16 protein-coding genes are annotated in these 16,911 nt (G+C 60.9%); all 16 read left to right on the top strand.

Annotated features, from left to right (window positions below; translation table 11 throughout):
• Positions 1-6: 6 nt before the first annotated feature.
• The gene (locus ACYVKR_RS01335; protein ID WP_460478908.1) at positions 7-468 is read left to right on the top strand and encodes a GspH/FimT family pseudopilin; all 462 of its coding nucleotides are present in this window, start codon (positions 7-9) and stop codon (positions 466-468) included.
• On the top strand, positions 465-884 hold the full coding sequence (locus tag ACYVKR_RS01330; protein WP_460478907.1) for a type IV pilus modification PilV family protein: 420 nt from the start codon (positions 465-467) through the stop codon (positions 882-884). Before ACYVKR_RS01335 ends, ACYVKR_RS01330 begins: the two co-directional genes overlap by 4 nt.
• Positions 881-1,561 carry a prepilin-type N-terminal cleavage/methylation domain-containing protein gene (locus tag ACYVKR_RS01325; RefSeq protein WP_460478906.1) on the top strand — a complete coding sequence of 227 codons (681 nt, stop codon included), beginning with the start codon at positions 881-883 and terminating at the stop codon, positions 1,559-1,561. Before ACYVKR_RS01330 ends, ACYVKR_RS01325 begins: the two co-directional genes overlap by 4 nt.
• Before the next feature lie 74 nt (positions 1,562-1,635).
• The gene (locus tag ACYVKR_RS01320) at positions 1,636-2,448 is read left to right on the top strand and encodes a type II secretion system minor pseudopilin (RefSeq protein WP_460478905.1); all 813 of its coding nucleotides are present in this window, start codon (positions 1,636-1,638) and stop codon (positions 2,446-2,448) included.
• Between the two features lie 17 nt (positions 2,449-2,465).
• A complete protein-coding gene (locus ACYVKR_RS01315; protein ID WP_460478904.1) occupies positions 2,466-3,770 on the top strand; it encodes a PilN domain-containing protein in 1,305 nt (434 codons plus the stop codon).
• Positions 3,767-4,336 carry a type II secretion system protein M gene (gene gspM, locus ACYVKR_RS01310; RefSeq protein ID WP_460478903.1) on the top strand — a complete coding sequence of 190 codons (570 nt, stop codon included), beginning with the start codon at positions 3,767-3,769 and terminating at the stop codon, positions 4,334-4,336. Before ACYVKR_RS01315 ends, gspM begins: the two co-directional genes overlap by 4 nt.
• Positions 4,333-4,968 (top strand): hypothetical protein, encoded by a 636-nt coding sequence (locus ACYVKR_RS01305; protein WP_460478902.1) that lies wholly within the window; start codon positions 4,333-4,335, stop codon positions 4,966-4,968. The genes gspM and ACYVKR_RS01305 overlap by 4 nt, the downstream gene beginning before the upstream one ends.
• A gap of 56 nt (positions 4,969-5,024) precedes the next feature.
• Entirely contained in the window at positions 5,025-7,466 is a 2,442-nt protein-coding gene (gene gspD, locus ACYVKR_RS01300; protein ID WP_460478901.1) for a type II secretion system secretin GspD, read from the top strand.
• A gap of 43 nt (positions 7,467-7,509) precedes the next feature.
• Positions 7,510-7,929, top strand: a complete 420-nt coding sequence (locus ACYVKR_RS01295; RefSeq protein WP_460478900.1) for a hypothetical protein — start codon at positions 7,510-7,512, stop codon at positions 7,927-7,929.
• Positions 7,930-8,101: 172 nt separating this feature from the next.
• The gene (locus ACYVKR_RS01290; protein WP_460478899.1) at positions 8,102-9,607 is read left to right on the top strand and encodes a cell surface protein; all 1,506 of its coding nucleotides are present in this window, start codon (positions 8,102-8,104) and stop codon (positions 9,605-9,607) included.
• Positions 9,608-9,863: 256 nt separating this feature from the next.
• Positions 9,864-10,763 carry a peptidylprolyl isomerase gene (locus ACYVKR_RS01285; RefSeq protein WP_460478898.1) on the top strand — a complete coding sequence of 300 codons (900 nt, stop codon included), beginning with the start codon at positions 9,864-9,866 and terminating at the stop codon, positions 10,761-10,763.
• A gap of 134 nt (positions 10,764-10,897) precedes the next feature.
• Complete coding sequence (locus ACYVKR_RS01280) at positions 10,898-11,698, top strand: ABC transporter permease (protein WP_460478897.1); 801 nt, start codon at positions 10,898-10,900, stop codon at positions 11,696-11,698.
• Positions 11,695-13,020, top strand: coding sequence for an ABC transporter ATP-binding protein (locus ACYVKR_RS01275; protein WP_460478896.1), 1,326 nt, complete (start codon positions 11,695-11,697; stop codon positions 13,018-13,020). The genes ACYVKR_RS01280 and ACYVKR_RS01275 overlap by 4 nt, the downstream gene beginning before the upstream one ends.
• A 67-nt stretch (positions 13,021-13,087) precedes the next feature.
• Complete coding sequence (locus tag ACYVKR_RS01270; protein ID WP_460478895.1) at positions 13,088-13,981, top strand: class I SAM-dependent methyltransferase; 894 nt, start codon at positions 13,088-13,090, stop codon at positions 13,979-13,981.
• Between the two features lie 26 nt (positions 13,982-14,007).
• Positions 14,008-14,877, top strand: a complete 870-nt coding sequence (locus ACYVKR_RS01265; RefSeq protein ID WP_460479119.1) for a class I SAM-dependent methyltransferase — start codon at positions 14,008-14,010, stop codon at positions 14,875-14,877.
• A gap of 324 nt (positions 14,878-15,201) precedes the next feature.
• A complete protein-coding gene (locus ACYVKR_RS01260) occupies positions 15,202-16,902 on the top strand; it encodes a glycosyltransferase family protein (protein ID WP_460478894.1) in 1,701 nt (566 codons plus the stop codon).
• Positions 16,903-16,911 lie beyond the last annotated feature (9 nt).

Genomic DNA, 16,911 nt, shown 5'->3' with positions numbered 1-16,911 from the left:
CCGGCCATGCGATCTGCGCGCTCCCTTCAGCAAGGTTTCACCTTGATTGAGCTGATGGTCGTGTTCGCCATCATGGCCATGGTGGTGAGCATGGCGCCAGTGGCCTACGACCGGCTGCGCGATGGGGTGCAGTACCGCGATACCGTGCGCTCCATGCTGAGTCAGTTGCGTACGGCACGCTATGCTGCGGTGGCAGAAGGCCGGGACGTGCGCTTCACGGTCGACCTGCAGGCCAAGACCTATGGGCTGAATACCGCTGCGGCCAAGGAGCTGCCCGACAGCGTCGATGTGCGCACCACGGTGGCGGGGCGCGAGTTCGTGCCCGGCAGCGCGGCGTCCATCGCCTTTCTGCCTTCGGGGGGCTCCAGCGGCGGCAGTATAGAAATCATCCGCAAGACCGGCGCAGGCGTCCGCCTGCGGGTGGACTGGCTTTCAGGCCGCGTCACGCAGGAGCCCTTGTTCCAATGACGCGTACCCGCCGTTCCGCCGCGCGCGGTATGACCCTGCTGGAGTTGCTGGTGGCGTTGGCCATCATGGCCATCTCGCTGGGCATGATCTACCGCGCCACCGGCAGCAGCGCCCGCAGCGTGGGCGACATGGACAACTACCAGTACGCGGTGCAACTGGCCGAGTCGCTGCTGTCCATGCGCGACTCGGTCTACGAAGACGGCTGGAACGATGCCGGCGACAGCAATGGCTTTCACTGGCAGATCCAGAGCGCGCCATTCAAGACCGATGTGGAAGGTCCCAATATTCCGCCGCTGCACCAAGTGCAGGTCGTTGTGTCCTGGGACAACGGCGGAGCGCAGCGCACGATAGAGCTGTCGACGCTACGCGCACAGCGCAGGCCCCCCGATCCGAATGCAGAAAGGCTGCTGCAATGATGGCCAGACGCAATTCTTTCAATCGGGGAAGCCGTGGCTTCACGCTGGTCGAGATGCTGGTGGCGCTGGTGCTGCTGTCGCTCATCATGCTGGGCCTCGCCGGAGCCATGGGTACCATGGGTCGCACGGAAGACAGTATTGACAACCGGCTGGCTCGCATGGACGAGTCGCGGTCGGGCGGTGATTTCCTGCGTGGCGTGCTGTCCCGCATGTCGGCCAAGCGGGTTCAGGGGATTCAGCAACTGGGCAAGGCACCATTCTTTTTCACTGGCGAGCCACAGGCCGTGACCTGGGTGGGTGTGATGCCGGCCCGCTATGGGGCAGGCGGGCGCTACCATTTCCGGCTGGCCATGGGACAGTATCTGGGCAGCCCGGCAATCACGCTGAGCTATACGCCCTGGGTGGACGCGCAGACGCAGCCGGACTGGGGAGGCGCTGAAAGCTATCCCATCGTGACGCATGCCACGGGCTTGTCGCTGCAATACCAGAACGCCGGCGTGAATCCCCCGGTGTGGGTGGACAGCTGGAACTCGGTCGATATCCTGCCGCAGGCCATCCAGGTTGTCATGGCGTCGGAGCAGGCGGTGCTGCCGCCGCTGGTGGTGCGCATGAGGGTCATGCCCGCGGGTGATCCGTTGGGCAGTGGCGGCGCTGTTCTGGGGGGGACCTCAGGATGAGCGCGCGGTTGAATGCAGGGCGCACTCAGGGGGCAGTGCCAATAGCGAGGAATGGGGGCTCGGCCGAGCAGGGAATGGCGCTGATTGCCGTGCTGTGGCTGGTGGCGGCCTTGAGCCTGATGGTCAGTGGGGTCAGCGGTGTGGTCCGCCAGGAGGCGCGGATGGTGTCCGTGGCACGGCAGCGGCTCGAAGCACAGGCGTTGGGTGATGCAGCGATCATGATCGCGTTGCAGAAGCTGTCGGCCACCCCGAGGGCCGTTACCCAATTGACCGATACGTCGGTGGCATTCAATGGAGTGGAAGTGCCGGTGACGGTCATGCCCTTGTCTGGGTTGATCAATATCAATGGTGCATCGCTGCCGCTGTTGGCTGCATTGCTGACCATTGGGGGCGGCCTGCCCGAGGGGCAGGCGCAGCAGTTGGCCATCAATATTGTGGATCTCCGCGAGAAGCGCTCTCCCACAGGGCGATCGCCCGAGCGCTTCGAGGCGGTAGAGGATCTCATGCAGGTGCCCGGCTTCGATTTTGACCTCTATGCTAGACTCGCGCCTTTCGTCACCGCCTCCAATGGAGGCTCGGGAAGTGCGGCCGTGAATCCGTTGGCTGCCCCGCCCGAGGTTCTGGCCATTCTGGCCAATGGTGACCAGGCCATGGCCAACCGCATTGCCGAGCAGCGTGCATCTGGACAGCCCGGAGTTGACACAACCGGGCTTGCTGCGGGACTGGCATCCGGTGGCAACTCTTCCCGGCGGTATCGCATCACGGCCCATGTGCCGCTCGCGGCTGGTGGCCGCTTTGATGTAGAGCGCAGCGTTTACTTCGGTAGCCGCTCGCGTGACGGACTGCCCTGGTATACGTTCGAAACGCGCCAGACCTTGCAGCCATAGCGATAACCCATACAACTATGTCAGCTCTTTCTACAGAATCGCGGTTTTTCGGGATCGATCTCCAGAAGCTCACCACCGAAATTCGCCAGACATGGCGCAAGGCGCCTTTCTGGCCGCCGTTTTCATGGCTGCGGCCCGACGCCGTGGTGCGCCTGCTTCCTGTGCAAGGAGAGCCTGTCCAGGTATGGGAGTCGGGCCGGCCGGTAGAGGGCAAAGTCCGCTTTCGCACGGATTTTTGGGCCATCGAGCTGCCCGAGTCCCTGGTGCTGCGCAAGTCGCTGCAGTTGCCGGCGCTGGACCCGCAGGACTGCGCCAGTGCTGCGCAGCTGGAGGCCCAGGCCATCAGCCCATTTGCCCAGGAGGATATGCTCTGGGGCTACGTCGAACAAAGCCGGTCTGCTTCGGCAGTTCGGCTGCAGCTGGCATTGGCCTCGCGCAAACAGGTAGAGCCCTATCTGGAGGGGCGGACCGCGGATGCGGTGCGTGTGCAGACCGCTGGCAAGGTCTTGCCCGCACCCGAGGTCTGGGTGCTGACCGGACGTGAGCGTCCCATTGTTTTTCAGGGCTTTGGTGAGGCTCAGCGCGCTGTCTGGGCGCATAAAAAGCTGCAGCTCCATGGGGCCGGAGTGCTAGGCGCACTGCTGCTGCTGATTGGCATCGCCATCACGCCGACAGCGCAACTGCGCTTGCGAGCCATCGAAGCAATCCATGCGTATGAAGCCATCGCCGCCAAAACCGGCGATGTGGTGGCCAAGCGTGCGAGTCTGACACAGAGTGCAGACCAGGTGGCTGGCTTGGCCGATATGCTGGCCGAGCGTGTCGACAGCATCAAGGTGCTGAGTATGCTGACCAAGGTATTGCCGGACGACACTGCCTTGCAGTCGGCACGGATACAAGGGAGCAAGGTCACCATCACCGGATTGGGGGACAACGCTTCCACGCTGATGCAAAAGCTCAGCGAGCAAGAGGGTGTGAAGGACGTCAGGGCTCCCAGTGCGGCCACCCGGGCGCCAGGCAGCAATAAGGAGTCATTCACGATCGAGTTGATGCTGGAGCCCAAGGTCTATGGGCCTACGCTCAAGGAGCTTGAGCCTCCCCCGCCGCCCACGCCTGCGGCCCCTTTGCCCCAACCGGCGAATTCGGCTTCTGTCCAGGGGCAGCCGGCTGCTCCGGCAACGGTGGCCCCGCCAGTTGCTGCTCCGGTGGCTCCGGCTATCGCGCCTGCGGCGGGCTCCGCACCGGCGGCTTCTGCACCCCGCGCCAGCTTGGGAGGCAGGGCTACGCGTGCGGCACCAGTCAGTGGAGAGGGGGAGAAGAAATGACCTTGAACCAGAAACCCAGCCGAAAAGACTGGGCCATATTGATTGGCACCTTGTGCCTGGTGTTGCTGCCGCTGCTGGTGCTTGGAGGCTACATCGCCAGTAAGCACCGTTGGGCGCAAACGAAGTTGGCAGAACTTGAGCCACGCTATGCGCGGCTCAAGGGGCTGGACATGCAGCGTGATGAAGTCGAGCAGGCGCTGCAACGTGCTCTGCGCATTCGCTCCAGCTATGTGTACCCCGCTTCCCAGGATGCAGGGCAGACCGGCAATGCGGTCCAGCAGAAGGTGCGAGACCTGCTGACCAATGCAGGGCTGACCGTGGTCAGCAGCCAGGTCATGCCTGCCAAGGAAGAGAAGGGCTTTGATCGCATTCCACTCAGCGTGCGTGCCGAAGGCGAGTTGCTGGCTGTTGACAGTGCGTTGTCTGTCATTTCGGAGCAATTGCCTGTCATCTTGGTCAATGACGTGGAAGTGCGCTCCCAGGCGGCATTGACCAATATGAATGAAAAAGTGGCGCCCCGGTTGTCGCTGCAATTGACCCTGAGTGTCTTGAGGGAGCGGTCATGAAGCGTTATGTGGGCGAGAGTTTGCTGCTGCTCAATGCCTTGCTAGTCGCGGGGCTGGCCTGGATGTGGTTCAGTCCCAAGGAAGGGCTGCGTAACAGCCATTGGACGGTGCCGCGCGCACAGAAGACCAATTTCGACGATATGGTGCCGGCGCTGGGCAAGCCACAGGCCATGGACCAGAGCCAATTCCTGGCCATGCTGGATCGTCCCCTGTTTTCCGCGACGCGCCGGCCTCCACCGCCTCCGCCGCCGCCAGCTTCGGAGGCTCCGCCTCCGCCGCCCGATTACCTCAGTACTGCGGTGTTGAGTGGCATCTACAGCAGCACGGACAAAAAGCTGGGAGGCGTCATCATCAAGTTCAATGGCAAGGATAAGGCCCTGCCATTGCGTGGTGCGCTGGATGGATGGACGCTCAGCTCCATTGCCGACAACCGTGTGTATTTCACGCGCGGCGCAGAAACCAGAGAACTTCGCTTGCAAAAAGCGAAGCTGCAGGTGGGGTACGGCCCCAGCGTTGGGAGTAATGCGCCGACGGCTCCTCAGATCAATCCCTTGGAGGCGGGCAGCACGCCATCCGCCGAGGCTCCTCCTCCCCGCAGGGCGTCGCTGGGCGGGCGACGCACGGCGCGCTGACGAACCTCTAGAACACTATGTATTCCACTCGTTTTCACGCATACCTGGCAAAAGTTATGACTTCTCGCTCTGATATCCGTATGGCCGTTGTTGCGCTTGCCATCGGCCAGTTAGTGGCGTCGCAGGCGGCCTTGGCACAGACGCCTGTCGCTCCTGCCGTCAATGCTCCCTCGTCGGCGGGCGATCCACCTGTCATCCAGGCGCCCACCATCTTGATCGATGCCAAGCGTGGCGCTGGCGACGAAGAGCGCGTGGTGGATGAGCCTCGCATCATCAAAGGTTCTGGCAAGGTGCTGAACATTGACAAATCCGAGCCTATTGCCAAGGGTACGCCGGTCACCTTCCAGTTCGAGGAGGCACCGGTTGCTGAGGTTGTGCGCACCATCCTGGGCGACATGCTGAAGCTGGACTATGTCATGCACCCGCCGCTGCAGGGTACGGTCACGTTGTCCACCCGCACACCGGTCGATCCCGACAAGGCGGTATTCCTGCTGGAGGCCGCGTTGCAGGCCAACGGCCTGGCCATGGTGCGCGATGCGCGCGGTACCTACCAGGTCGGCAAGCCGGAGGCGCTGCGCAGCTTGGTGGGTGCTGTGCGTATGGCCGGGGCCCCCGGCAGTATGGCCCCCGGCTATGGTGTGATCGTGGTGCCGCTGCAGTACATTGGCGCCAACGAAATGGCGACCATCCTCAAGCCCATGGTGGCGGGCGATGCCATCGTGCGCGTCGATAATGTGCGCAATGTGCTGGTGATGCAGGGCAACCGTACCCAGGCCGAAGGCTGGATGGAGATGGTCAAAACCTTCGATGTTGACCTGCTCAAGGGCATGTCCGTCGGGATCTACCCCCTCAAGTACGCCTCCATCGAAGAGATTTCGACGGCCTTGCAGATGATCAACGGCGGCAATGCTGGCGCAGCGGGCCAGGGCGGTCCGGCTGGCGCAGGTGCAGCCGGTGGCGGCACATCGGCGACGGCGAATCAGCGCGGCGCCCAGGTGCGTGCGGGTGCGGCCGGCGCTCCCGGTTCGGCTCCCCAAATTAGCGGTAACGCCGCCGCCGCCGCCGCGGTGCTGAGCTCGCTGGGCGAGTCCAATCCCCTATTTGGTGCCATCCGCGTCATGCCGGTGCCGCGGCTGAACGCCATCCTGGTCATCACGCCGCGCGCTTCCTACTTGGAAGAGGCTGAAAAATGGATCCGCCGCCTGGATGTGCCCAGCTCTGGCGGTGGCGAGCCCGAACTGCATATCTACCGGGTACAGAACGGCAATGCGCAACATCTGGCTGGGGTGCTGGGCGGAATTTTTGGCGGTACTGGTGGCGGAGCCACTGGCAACATGACCAGTGGCGTGGCGCCAGGCATGTCCAATACGAATACTGGATTCAACAGCGGCCTTGGCCAGAGCAATTTTGGATTGTCGGGGGGGCTAGGCTCCACCGGAGGGCTGGGGCTGGGGGGCAACCGGTTTGGTACTAATAACAATGCCAACAATCGCAACCAACCGCAGCAACAAGGTGCGACGGTGGCAACCATCGGCAACATCCGGGCGATGGCCGATCCGTTGAACAATACGATTCTGATCTGGAGCACGGGCACGGAATTCCGCAAGATCGAAGCCACTTTGCGGCGCCTGGATGTCCCGCCGGTGCAGGTACTCATTGAGGCCAGCATTCTTGAGGTCACTCTCACCGATAGCCTTCAATATGGATTGAAGTGGGTGTTTGGCAGCGCCAATCCGGCAGGCTCGAATAGCCTGCATGGCATCGGCAACGTTGGAAATCTTGGGCCCAACGGGGACGGCGGGAGTGCTGGATTCACCTATTCGCTGTTCAATAGCGCCAACCAGATTCGGGCGCAGTTGAATGCGCTAGCGAAGGACACCGAGGTCAAGATGCTGTCGAGCCCGTCGCTGATGGTGTTGGACAACCATACCGCCAACATCTCGGTAGGTGACCAGCAACCGGTCAGTACAGGGTCGACCTATAGCACCATTACCAGTGGTGTCCTGACCAACAATATCCAATACAAGGACACCGGTGTTCTGTTGAACGTTACGCCGTCGGTCAACTCGGGCAATATGGTCACGATGCAGGTCGATCAATCCGTCATTGATGTTGGGGCTGACATTGATGAAGCAACCAAGCAGCGTCCCTTCTTGCAGCGTCAAATTAGTAGCAAGGTGGCTGTTCGCTCGGGAGAGGCCATCGTCATGGGCGGGTTGATTCGTGACTCGAAGAATTCCGGCGATAGCGGGATCCCGTTGCTCAAGGACATCCCGGTGTTCGGGAAACTTTTCAGCAGTACCTCTATCGACAAAAGGCGCACTGAGTTGCTTGTTGTCATCACCCCGCGTGTTGTGCGAACCGACGTGGACATCCGCGAGGTCAGCGACGAACTGCGAGACCGCCTCCGTGGTCTGGACCGGGACGACCTGCCGCAAACCCGTAGGCAGGCGCCTGCGAAGCCGGTCACGGCTGTGCAGCCGCTGCGCGCGCAGTGAGCAGTATTAATTAGTGGATAGACAGCTTGACAGGAGTCAATCAATGAAGAAATGCAATTTCCGCCGCCTGGGCCAAGGGGCTCTGGCTGCGGGGGCGCTGGCTATGTTGGCCGGCTGTGCCAGCCTTGCGGGCGGAGGTACACCCGAGGAAGTCGTTGCCAAGCGCTCCCAGGCCTACTGGGACGCCCGCATCAAGGGTGACTACAAGGCCGCGTATGCCTTGACCAATCCGGGCTACCGCAAGGTCAGAACGGCGGAGCAGTTCCGCGCAACCCACCCCGGCACCTTTGCCGTGGAGGCGGAAGTGAAAAACGTGAGTTGCGAGCCACAGAAGTGCGGGGCAGGGGTCAATTTGAAGACCAAGCCCCCCATCATGGGGCAGAAACTCGGTACCATTGACGTGTATTCAAGACAAACATGGGTGCTTGAAGACGGTCAATGGTGGCTCTTTACAGAACTGTAGGGGCCACCGATGGCAGGTGGAGAGGGGGTGAGGGGTGTTGTATTTTTTCTACAAACATGGCTTGCCAACGATCTGCCGGTTTTGCCAACTGCCAAAACGCTGTGCTATTATTTCTCAGCGTAATCAATCGTGGTAGTTGCGCTGACTAACTTTTTTTAACTGGAGTGTGTTTATGAAGAAAAATGTTCTGGCTCTGAGCATTGCTGCCATGATTGGTGGCTTCGCTGGTGCCGCTTCTGCCCAAACGGCACCTAATGCAGCCAACCTGGTGCAGAGCGAAGGTGGCGCAGGCCACATTCTGGTGGTGCCCTACTTCACCACGCAGAACAACAACATGTCCGTGTTCCACGTGGTGAACACCGACACCGTCAACGGCAAGGCTCTGAAGGTTCGCTTCCGCGGCGCTGCCAACTCTGACGATATCTTGGACTTCACCGTGTTCCTGTCGCCTACCGACGTGTGGACCGGCTCCGTCCAGGCTGACGCCAACGGTTCCTACTTCCAGACCTACGACAAGTCCTGCACGCTGCCCAACATCAGCGGCGGTGTGAAGACCTCCTTCGTGAAGGATCGTCTGAACCCCAACTGGACGGCTGACAAGCAGAACGCCAACACCATGGAAGGCTACCTGGAAGTCCTGAACATGGCTGACGTGGTTCCTGGCAAGCCCCTGTTCACGGCTACCAAGCACGTGAACGGCGTGGCACCTTGCACGGACTCGGTGCTGAACCAGACGCTGAGCCTGAACGGCGGCGACCTGAACGCAGCTGCTCTGGCACTGGGCCTGGATACGCCTTCGGGTGGCATCACCGGTGACTGGTACATCCTGAACGTGGACCAGACCACCACCTTCTCCGGCGCTGCAACGTCGATCAAGGCTGTGGACGGTGCTGGTGCCAATGCACGTGGTAACTACGTGCTGTGGCCTCAGCTGGATGCCGGCGTGGCTGCAACCAACTTCACGGCTGACCCGCTGCTGAAGAGCGGCCGTATCGCTGCCGCCAGCTATGACCTGCCCGACCTGTCGACTCCGCTGATCGCTGGTCAGACCCCTGAGCAGCAAGCCAGCGCGCTGACTGCTGCTGTGGCTCACAGCGGTGCTACCAACCAGTACGCTACCGACGCCATCATCAGTGCGAAGACCGACTGGGTTCTGTCCATGCCTACCCGCCGTTACAGCGTGGGCGCTGACTACACCCAAGACAGCAAGCCCAACACGTTCCTGGAATGGAACGTTGCTGGCGATGCATACCGCGTGTTCAACTCTGGCGTGGTCGATCCGGTGACCACCCTGCCGTTCTTCGCGTCTACCTTCACCAGCGTCGATACCGCAGGCAACATCTGCGTGAACACCGCTGCCAGCACCTTCTACGACCGTGAAGAATCCGCCCGTACCTCCGGCGCCGTGATCTCGCCCGGTACGCAGAAGTCGGTCCGCCTGTGCGGTGAAGTCAGCGTGCTGTCGTTCCGTGACTCCGGTACCTCGGTGCTGGGTGCTACGGTTGCACGTTCGAACGTGGAGCAAGGCTCCTACGAAAACGGCTGGGGTTCGGTGAACTTCGGTCGTCGTCTGCCGGTGGTTGGCGCTTCGTTCATCAAGCTGATGAACAGCGGCGGCGCGGCTAACGGCTTCAGCGGTACCTACGGTATCACCTGGCCCCACCGTTACGCTGACTAAGCGTAGGTGGTACGTGGCGGGGTAACCTGCCACAGCCAAGCTGTAAAGCAAAAAGCGGGGAACTTCCCCGCTTTTTTTATTTCTGTTTTAGCAGGGCTGGTGATGCTGCCAGTCTTGTGTCGGGGCGTAGACCAACGTTTTCTCGCACATATTGCGGCCGCTTGCCGCTGCGGATGCTGGTTTTGCGGCATGCTGGCAAGTGTTGCGGGTTGCCCGAGAGTGTGGGTAGGCCCTTTTGAATGGAAAGAATGGAGTGATGGTGAATAGCAAGTTCTCGAAGAATGCAGTGGCGCTGGCGCTTGGGCTGTTGTCGATGGTAGCCATGGCTGCGGACAAGGCACCAGTGAGCATCGTCAAGGGGCCTGCTGGCGTGGAGCTGACTACGGCCGATATCGAAGCAGATGCGCTGCGCATTCCGGAAAGCATGCGTGGCCCCTTTCTGGCCAAGCCAAACAGCGTTGACCAGATGGCCAGGGCCTTGTATGTGCGCCGTGTGATGGCGGAGAAGGCCAGGGCAGAGGGCATGGACAAGGACCCACGCATCGCGGCTGCGATGCGCATCGCCATGGACAAGGCGTTGTCGGATGCCTATTTGGCGAAGTTCAATGCCAAGCACAAGCCGTCCGAGCAGCAACTCGAGTCGCAGATGCAGGCTACTTACAAGGTCAAGAGTGACGGCATGATGGTGCCGGCCCAGGTGCATGTGGCGCACATCCTCGTTAGCGGCGTGGATGCCAAGGCCGAGGAAAAAGCGACGGCTTTGCTGAAGCAGCTCAAGGGCGGGGCTGATTTTGCGACGCTGGCCAAGGAGAAATCCGAGGATACGGGCAGTGCTGCCAAGGGTGGCGATCTGGGGCAATTGCAAAAGGGCCGGACCGTACCAGAGTTCGAGAATGCCGCATTCGCGCTGCAGAAACCGGGTGAGCTGAGCCCGTTGGTGAAGTCGCAGTTTGGCTACCACATCATCAAGCTGGTGGACAAGAAGCCGGAGCACAAGATGTCCTACGAGGAGGCTCGGCCCCAACTGGCGACCCAGTTGACGGACCAAATGCTGCAGCAAGCCCGCGAGCAGGAAGTCAATGCCACGCTGGAACAGGCCAAGTTCGACCAGGCTGCGATCGAGGCGTTCTCCAAATCGCACGAAGATAAAAAATAAGCCACAATGGCGTCGACAAAGCACTGCGGTCCTGGGGCCGCAGTGCTTTTTATGCGCCATGGGTTCTCGGGCCGGGATGTTTCGGGCCTCAGCCGGGCTTTGCGAGTTGGTAACGCATTCAATGTGCTGAAAAGATGTTTGCTCTATTGGACGATCTTCGGGCGGTCTGGCATGCCAAGGATCTGATCCGGGTGATGACGCGCCGGGAAGTGGCGGCGCGTCATGCCGGCACGGCGGTAGGGGTGTTGTGGCCCTACCTGCAGCCCTTGCTGACCGTGGCTGCGTACTACCTGGTGTTCGATCTCGTCTTCTCGATGCGTTTGGGTGAAGGTGCTACATCGCATGCGGTAGGTACCTTCCTGATCGTGGGTGCGCTGCCATGGATGGCGTTTTGCGATGCCTTGGCACGCGGTATGACCAGCCTGCTGGAGGCGGGTTCCCTGCTGCAGAAAAATCCGCTGCCTCCGGTGCTCTTTCCTGTGCGGTCGGTACTGGCCAGCTCGCTCATCTTTGGCCCGCTGATGCTGCTGGTGGCGCTGTGCTACATCCCCATCCATCATCTGCAATGGGGCGTGGCGGCATTGCTGCCGCTGATGGCGCTGCAGTTGCTGATGACACTGCTCTTGGCCTACGCGTTAGCCATTTTTGCAGCCGCGCTGCGCGATACCGTGCAGTTCGTGGGCTTTGTGCTGTCGGTGGGAATCTATCTCACGCCCATCCTGTTTCCCATCACCATGTTTCCCGAGGGCTGGCGCTGGCTGCTATGGCTCAACCCCATGGCGTCGTATGTGCTGGGCTACCAGGCGGTCTTGCTTCACGGCCAATGGCCGGATTGGTCCGTCTGGGCCGGGATCATGGGCTGGATCGCCTTGCTGCTGGTGGTGGTGAACGTGCTGGTGCGCCGCAGCCGTGACCAGTTGGTGGACTGGCTATGACGAGGGCGGCCGTGGCAAACACGGGCACCCAGCCGGTGCTGGTCGTCAAGAACCTGGGCAAGGAGTACAAGCTCTATGATTCGCCGCGCCAGCGCGTGAAGGCGCTGCTCACGGGGCGGGCCATGCACCGCAGCCACTGGGCGTTGCGCGACGTGAGTTTTTCCTTGCAGCGCGGCCAGTGCATCGGCGTGATCGGTGACAACGGCGCGGGCAAGAGCTCGCTGCTCAAGCTGCTCGCGGGCACGATGCAGCCATCCACTGGCAGCATCGAGCGCCATGGCCGGATCACCGCGATCCTGGAGCTGGGCGCGGGCTTTCACCCGGATTTCACGGGCCGGGACAATCTGTATTTCGCCGGCAGCCTGATCGGCATCCCGCAGGAGGATATGCGCAAGCTGGAGCCGGAGATCATCGCCTTTTCCGAGTTGCAGGATGCCATTGACCGGCCGGTGAAGACCTATTCGTCCGGCATGAACGTGCGCCTGGCTTTCGCGCTGGTAACGGCCGTGCAGCCGGATGTGCTGATCGTCGACGAGGCGCTGGCGGTGGGTGACCAGAGCTTCCAGAAGAAATGCATCGAACGCATTCTCGACTTTCGCCAGAAGGGCTGCACGATCCTGTTCTGTTCGCACAGCCCCTACCATATCCGCCACCTGTGCGATGCTGCGCTGTGGCTGGAAAAAGGCCAGGTACAGATGCTGGGCGATACCGAGTCGGCGTTGGCGGCGTATGACGTGCGCACGCGCCAGCTGCAGGATGAGAAGGCGCGACTGCAGTGGGGCGACGATGCGCAAGGCGATGTGGCCGGTGCAGCCTCGGCAACGGCGGCGCACGAGCCTTCGCCGGCCGCGGATTCGCTGGCCGAACCCTACGTGGTGCAGCCGCCTGCGGCCCCGAAGGCCCAGGGGACTCCGGAGTTGGGCCAGGCCTGCATCCTGTCGGTGGACATTGCCCATCTCAGCGCCGATGCGCCGCCGGTGTTGCAAGGCAATGATCTGGTCGTGACCATCCGCGTGCGGGGCAATGGCGGCGAGCGTCCCAACATCGGCTTCATGATCGAGCAGAACAAAGGCGTGGGCATCGCCTGTTTGGCCACGCACGAGGATGGCGCGCATCCGGTGCAACTCGCCGACGGCACCTGGCAGTCGGTGCTGACCTTCCCGGGCTTGCCGCTGCATAGCGGCGACTACGTGGTCAGCGCCTTTCTGTTCGATGGTTCCGGCCTGGCGGTGTACGACCAGTGGTTCCAATACACCGTGTTCCGCTTTATCTATCCGAAGCCGTTGCCGGGGCTGGTACGATTGCCGCACCACTGGGGCTGAGAATTTATATAAAAATGGCCTGTGGCGCCCGTCCATCAAGCACAAGCAGCTATTAAATCAGTAGTATATGACCACGACACCCACCACCGCCAGCCCGGGCCAGCAACTGCTGGCCCAAGCGCAGCAGCTGCTGGCGGATGGCGATCCCGCAGGAGCTTCGCCGCTGCTGCTGCAAGCTCGAGCCGAGAAGGACACGATGCTGGCTGCCCATGCGCTGATCGAGCGGCATGATCTGAGCGGATCGTTCCGCAACATCATGGGCCTGGATTGCACGATCTCCCCGGCGGACGACATCTTCGGTTTCTTTGTTGGCCACCCGAGCAGCGTCAACCCACTGCGCGACTACCTGGCCGATGGCTGGCGCACTCTGGCCGAGCTGATGGCCGTGATGGAGCGCGTGGGGCAGCCGCTGGTGCAGAGCCGGGCCTTTCTTGAATTTGCCAGCGGCCATGGCCGTTTCACGCGCCACCTGGTCAAGCTCCTGGGGGCGGACAAGGTGACCGTCTCTGACGTCGTGCCGGACGCCGTAGACTTTGCGGCCCGCACCTTTGGCGTGCAAGGCTTTCTGTCGGCCAGCGTGCCGGAGGCACTGGCCGCGCCGCGCCAGTACGACACGGTCTTCGTGCTGTCGCTGTTCAGCCATCTGCCGCGCGGCACCTGGGCGCGCTGGCTGCAAGCGCTGTACGACACCGTGGCGCCCGGTGGTATGCTGGTGTTCAGCACGCATGGCATCAAGGCGGCGCAGTTCCACCATGTACCGCTCGACGCAGAAGGCTTCTTCTTCGCCCCTTCGAGCGAATCGCACGCCATCGATCCCAACGAGTACGGCACGGCCTTCACCACCGAAGCCTTCGTCCGCGCCCGCATTGCCGAGACCGTGGGCGCCGACCGGCTCGAATACTTCGCACCCGTGCAGTTCTGGAACCACCAGGACGTGTACGTGCTGCGCAAAAAAACATGAAGCGCGGCCCTTCGCGCGGACATTTGATGCGCCACCTTGCCCAGTTGCGCGAAAAGCAATTGGGCCTGCTGCCCGCCTATGACGACAGCCGGATCACCGACGAGTGGTTCCGCGCGCACTTCCACTATGCGGCCGATGTCGTCCAGCAATGGCTGGGCAGTGTGGTCGATCTGGGCAATGCGCGCCTGCTGCAGTTCGGCTGCGGCGACGGCATCACCGACCTGGCGCTGGTGCTGCGCCATGGCGCGCTGGCCATCCACGGCATCGACGTGCGGCAGGAATATGCCAAGCTGCCCCGCATCGCGGCGCAGCAACTGGACATGCAGCGCATGCCGGCCGCGCTGACGTTCCAGACGATCCAGCCCGCTGAACCACTGGCGGGCCAGGCGCCGCTGTATGACGGCATCATGAGCTGGTCCACCTTCGAGCATGTGCAACGCGACCAACTGTTGCCCATCCTGCGCGACCTGTACGCATGCCTCAAGCCCGGCGGCCATTTCTTCCTGCAGATCGAGCCGCTGTTCTATTCCGCCTACGGTTCGCACCTGCGCCGCTATGACGAGATTGCCTGGCACCACTTGCTGGTGGACGAGGACGCCCTGTGGCGGGTGATTGAGGCTTACGACGGCGAACTGAGTCCCGATGAGGTGGACTTCGGCTTCGCCGATTTCGGTGCCGAGGGCTACAAGAGGTTCGTCTTCAAGGAATACCAGGAGCTCAATCGGCTGACGGCTGATGAGTTGGTGGAAATCGCCTGCGCAGCAGGCTTTGCCGTTGCTCGGCAGGAGCGGCGTCACTATGAACCGGCACCGATACCGGAAGCGTTGCTCCAGCACTATCCGCGTGAGTTGCTGAGCAACAACGAAATATTCTTGCTGCTGCAACGGCCGGCTTAAGCCACATGCACCGCCCTATCGCCGCTTGCAGATGGGCGAATGCGGCGACGTGATAGAGAGCGGCGTATGCTTTTGCCTTTGGACGCAAAGATTTGTTAATTTAAGTTGCGCGTTACGTTGTACGATGCGCATCGTCCACCTTGGGTTGATAGCTTCGTACTCTCGCATCATCGAGTCTATGAGATGCTCGTGCTCCGAAGCGAGCCGGGAGGCTCGTAATCAGGTGCGCATAGGCTGTCCACTCCGGGGGTATGGTGGATATGCTTGGCGTCAAGCGGTATCTGAACTTCCAATAGCCGATTGATCGGTAGCTCCATTCCATCTATGACATCTCGACTGGCCTATTCCCGTTCTTTCTGGATTACCGTTGCCTTGATTGGGTCGCTGTCGCTATGGATTCGGATGGCGTTTCCCATTGCAGGCAATGGTTGGGCCGCATATGACGATCTCTTGTTTGTGCGCCAAGCTGCTGAAATTGGCATGGGTCATTGGCTGGGTAGTTACAACAATCTGACGCATGCCAAAGGTATTGGTTACTCGGTTTTTATGCTGCTGAACCATGCAATAGGCTTACCTCTGAAGTTCAGTGAGCAGGCGATGTATTTGCTGGTAGTGGCATTCTTTGCGATCACTATCGGGCAGTTGTATCGTTCCCGTGCGGTAGCTTTCGTTACTTTCGTTTTGCTGGCTTTCATTCCCACACCTTGGTCGGGCGGTGTCGGAGGACGCGTAGTGCGTGAAGGGATTTATCTGTCTCAGGCCCTGATGCTGGTAACGCTCGGTGTGCGTTGCTGGGTGCTGCCAGCAGACAGTTCAGCGCGAGCGCTGCTACATACCCAGTGGAAGACACTGTGTGTGTTGGGTTTGGTAGCTGGCTGGTTTTGGCTGACCCGTGAGGAAGGGGTCTGGCTGTTGCCAGCGATGCTGATCTTGCTTTGTTATTGGCTAGTGCGCCAACGGAATTGGCTTACGCAGTGGCGTTCTATCGTTTCTGTTTTGGTGCTGCCTGTATTGGCGATGTCGCTAGTGATCGGTATGGTCAATGCGGCTAACTACGCGGTGTATGGGGTGTTTCGCAATAATGACTTCCGTTCCAGCGATTACCAGGCTGGCTATGGCGCATTGATGCGAATTCGTCATGACAATTGGCAGCGCTACGTGCTATTTCCCAAAGACGCGCGTGAGCGTGCTTATGAGATGAGTGCTGCGGCTCGCGAGTTACGCCCCTACTTTGAAGGGCAAGGTGGGCAAGACTGGCTGCGTGCCGGTTGTGAACAAACAGGGACGTCTCCTTGCCCGGAGATTCTTTCCGGTTGGTTCATGTGGGCCTTGCGTGGCGCTGTGGCGAGCGCGGGGCACTATAGTAGTGCGAAAGATGCTCGAGCTTTCTATCGTCGTCTAGCTCGCGAAATCGATGAAGGGTGCCGCGCGCATCCCGGCGATTGTTTCCCGCAGCGCGCGACGCTGTTGCCGCCTTGGCATGAGGGATACATGACGGACACGGTTGAAGCATCCTGGGCGGTTTTTAAGACCTTGGTCACTTTAGGTAACCTGTCCGCCGATGTTGTGCCGAGTCAGGGTGACCCTAAGCATCTGGCACTCTTTGATGTCGTGACGAATGGTCCTCTGGCGCCGACCAAGGATGATCCCAAAGCTTGGGATGGCCATGCGCTGAAATCACCAAGAGATATATTTCGCGAAGGACTAGCACAACATATCAGTGGCTGGATGAACAAGTTGTCTACATACGGCTTGCCACTGGCTTTTGTCGTATGGGCAGTTTTGACCATAGTCGTGCTTTGGCGATGGGGGCGCAGACACGTACTGCCACCCTCCACTTGGTGGCTTGCGACAGCATTTGCTGCAGCAGTGACTACCCGTGTTGTACTGCTGGGGTTTTTGGAGGCGACCTCTATTCCCAGCAACAATATGCTTTATCTATTCCCGCTGGTGCCATTTTCGTTGGGCATGATTCCCATCGTACTGTGGAGCGCCAGTTCCATTTTTTCATCGCCACGGCAATAAGGGGACGCG

Source organism: Comamonas humi (assembly GCF_054782535.1).
This window is presented reverse-complemented; position numbering and strand designations above follow the sequence as displayed.

Bases quoted from the DNA above. Each gene is read 5' to 3' on its own strand.
- ACYVKR_RS01335 (WP_460478908.1), top strand. From the start codon at position 7: ATGCGATCTGCGCGCTCCCTTCAGCAAGGTTTCACCTTGATTGAGCTG.
- ACYVKR_RS01330 (WP_460478907.1), top strand. From the start codon at position 465: ATGACGCGTACCCGCCGTTCCGCCGCGCGCGGTATGACCCTGCTGGAG.
- ACYVKR_RS01325 (WP_460478906.1), top strand. From the start codon at position 881: ATGATGGCCAGACGCAATTCTTTCAATCGGGGAAGCCGTGGCTTCACG.
- ACYVKR_RS01320 (WP_460478905.1), top strand. From the start codon at position 1,636: ATGGCGCTGATTGCCGTGCTGTGGCTGGTGGCGGCCTTGAGCCTGATG.
- ACYVKR_RS01315 (WP_460478904.1), top strand. From the start codon at position 2,466: ATGTCAGCTCTTTCTACAGAATCGCGGTTTTTCGGGATCGATCTCCAG.
- gspM (WP_460478903.1), top strand. From the start codon at position 3,767: ATGACCTTGAACCAGAAACCCAGCCGAAAAGACTGGGCCATATTGATT.
- ACYVKR_RS01305 (WP_460478902.1), top strand. From the start codon at position 4,333: ATGAAGCGTTATGTGGGCGAGAGTTTGCTGCTGCTCAATGCCTTGCTA.
- gspD (WP_460478901.1), top strand. From the start codon at position 5,025: ATGACTTCTCGCTCTGATATCCGTATGGCCGTTGTTGCGCTTGCCATC.
- ACYVKR_RS01295 (WP_460478900.1), top strand. From the start codon at position 7,510: ATGAAGAAATGCAATTTCCGCCGCCTGGGCCAAGGGGCTCTGGCTGCG.
- ACYVKR_RS01290 (WP_460478899.1), top strand. From the start codon at position 8,102: ATGAAGAAAAATGTTCTGGCTCTGAGCATTGCTGCCATGATTGGTGGC.
- ACYVKR_RS01285 (WP_460478898.1), top strand. From the start codon at position 9,864: ATGGTGAATAGCAAGTTCTCGAAGAATGCAGTGGCGCTGGCGCTTGGG.
- ACYVKR_RS01280 (WP_460478897.1), top strand. From the start codon at position 10,898: ATGTTTGCTCTATTGGACGATCTTCGGGCGGTCTGGCATGCCAAGGAT.
- ACYVKR_RS01275 (WP_460478896.1), top strand. From the start codon at position 11,695: ATGACGAGGGCGGCCGTGGCAAACACGGGCACCCAGCCGGTGCTGGTC.
- ACYVKR_RS01270 (WP_460478895.1), top strand. From the start codon at position 13,088: ATGACCACGACACCCACCACCGCCAGCCCGGGCCAGCAACTGCTGGCC.
- ACYVKR_RS01265 (WP_460479119.1), top strand. From the start codon at position 14,008: ATGCGCCACCTTGCCCAGTTGCGCGAAAAGCAATTGGGCCTGCTGCCC.
- ACYVKR_RS01260 (WP_460478894.1), top strand. From the start codon at position 15,202: ATGACATCTCGACTGGCCTATTCCCGTTCTTTCTGGATTACCGTTGCC.